This is a genomic window from Streptomyces sp. UNOC14_S4, assembly GCF_020740835.1.
Taxonomy (GTDB): Bacteria; Actinomycetota; Actinomycetes; order Streptomycetales; family Streptomycetaceae; genus Streptomyces.
This window is the reverse complement of record NZ_JAINFC010000854.1, coordinates 1-1,853: the sequence shown is the minus strand read 5'-3', so window position 1 is coordinate 1,853 and position 1,853 is coordinate 1. Positions and strand designations below refer to the sequence as shown.

The 1,853-nt window shown below is 76.8% G+C and carries 1 protein-coding gene; it reads left to right on the top strand.

Annotation, left to right across the window (positions count from 1 at the left end; all coding sequences use genetic code 11):
- A partial coding sequence (locus K6I34_RS36470; protein ID WP_229332315.1) for a type I polyketide synthase occupies positions 1-1,853 on the top strand: 1,853 nt, incomplete at both ends.

The window sequence follows — 1,853 nt, the reverse complement described above, 5'->3', positions numbered from 1 at the left end:
GGCTGGGGCGAGGGCGTCGGCATGCTGCTCGTCGAGCGGCTGTCCGACGCGCACCGCAACGGGCACACCGTCCTCGCGGTGGTGCGCGGCTCGGCCGTCAACCAGGACGGCGCGTCGAACGGCCTGACCGCGCCCAACGACCTGGCGCAGGAACGCGTGATCCGCCAGGCGCTGGCCAACGCGCGGCTGGCCCCGGCGGACGTCGATGCGGTGGAGGCGCACGGTACGGGCACCCGGCTCGGCGACCCGATCGAGGCCCAGGCACTGCTCGCGACCTACGGGCAGGACCGGCCCGCCGACCGGCCGCTGCGGCTCGGGTCGGTCAAGTCCAACGTCGGGCACACCCAGGCCGCCGCGGGCGTCGCGGGCGTCATCAAGACGGTCATGGCGATGCGGCACGGCGTGCTGCCGCGCACCCTGCACGCCGAGGAGCCCACGCCCATGGTCGACTGGGCGGCGGGCGGCGTCGCGCTGCTGACCGAGCCGGTCGCGTGGCCCGCGGGGGAGCGGGTGCGCCGGGCCGCCGTGTCGTCGTTCGGGGTCAGCGGCACCAACGCGCACATCATCCTCGAAGAGGCACCCCCGGAGCCGCGGGACGGGGAGCGCCCGGCGGGGGCGGACCCGGCCGTCGTCCCGTGGGTGCTCTCGGCGCGCTCCGCGGCCGGGCTGCGGGCCCAGGCCGCGCGGCTGCGCGACTGGGTGGCCGAGCACCCCGACGCCCGCCCGGCCGACGTGGCGTGGTCACTGGCGTCCGGCCGGGCGGTGCTGCAGCACCGGGCCGTGCTGGTCGGACGCGAACCCGTCGGCCTGGCAGCCGGGCTCTCCGCCGTCGCGGAGGGGAACGCGACACCCCTGGACGGCGTGGGCGTCGTCTCGGGAGCCGTGCCGCGCGGTGCCACGAGGACCGCTGTCCTCTTCACCGGCCAGGGCGCCCGCGCGCGCGGGATCGGGCGGGAACTCTACGACGCCTTCCCGGTGTTCGCCGCCGCCCTGGACGAGGTCTGCGCCGCCTTCGAGGGCGCGCTGCCCTTCTCCGTACGCGACGTGGTGCTCGGCGCGCCGGACACCGGGGCCGGTCCTGAAGACCCTGAAGACACGGGCATCGCCCAGCCCGCGCTGTTCGCGTTCGAGGTGGCCCTCTACCGGCTCTGGACCTCGTGGGGGCAGCGGCCCGACCACGTGGCCGGGCACTCCCTCGGCGAGATCGTCGCGGCGCACGTCGCCCAGGTCCTCTCGCTCGACGACGCGGTCGCGCTCGTCGCCGCCCGCGCCCGGCTCATGAGTTCGCTCCCGGACGGCGGTGCGATGCTCGCGGTGGGGGCGTCCGAGGCCGCGGTCGCCGAGGTGCTGGCGGGGCTCCCCGGCGGGGCGGGGCTCGCCGCGGTCAACGGGCCGATGAGCGTGGTGGTCTCCGGTACCGCCGAGGCCGTCGAGCAGGTGCGTGCCGCGTGCGCGGACCGGGGCTGGCGGTGCTCGCGCCTGCGTGTCTCGCACGCCTTCCACTCCGAGCTCATGGAACCGGTCCTGGAGAAGTTCGCCAACGTCGTCGGCGGGCTGCGCTTCCGCCCTCCCGTGATCCCGCTCGCGTCCAACGTGACCGGCACGATCGTGCCGCCGGACCGCCTGTGCGAGCCGGGCTACTGGGTCGAACACCTCCGGCGCACGGTCCGGTTCGCCGAGGGGATCGGGGCGCTGCGGGCCGCCGGGGTGACGACCTTCGTCGAGCTCGGGCCCGAGGCCGCGCTGACGCCCCTGGTCACGGAGTGCCTCGCCGCCGAGGAAGCCGACCGGACGGTCGCGGCCGTCCCCGCCCTGCGCCGCGACCGCGACGCCGTCGCCTGCGTCCTGGAGGC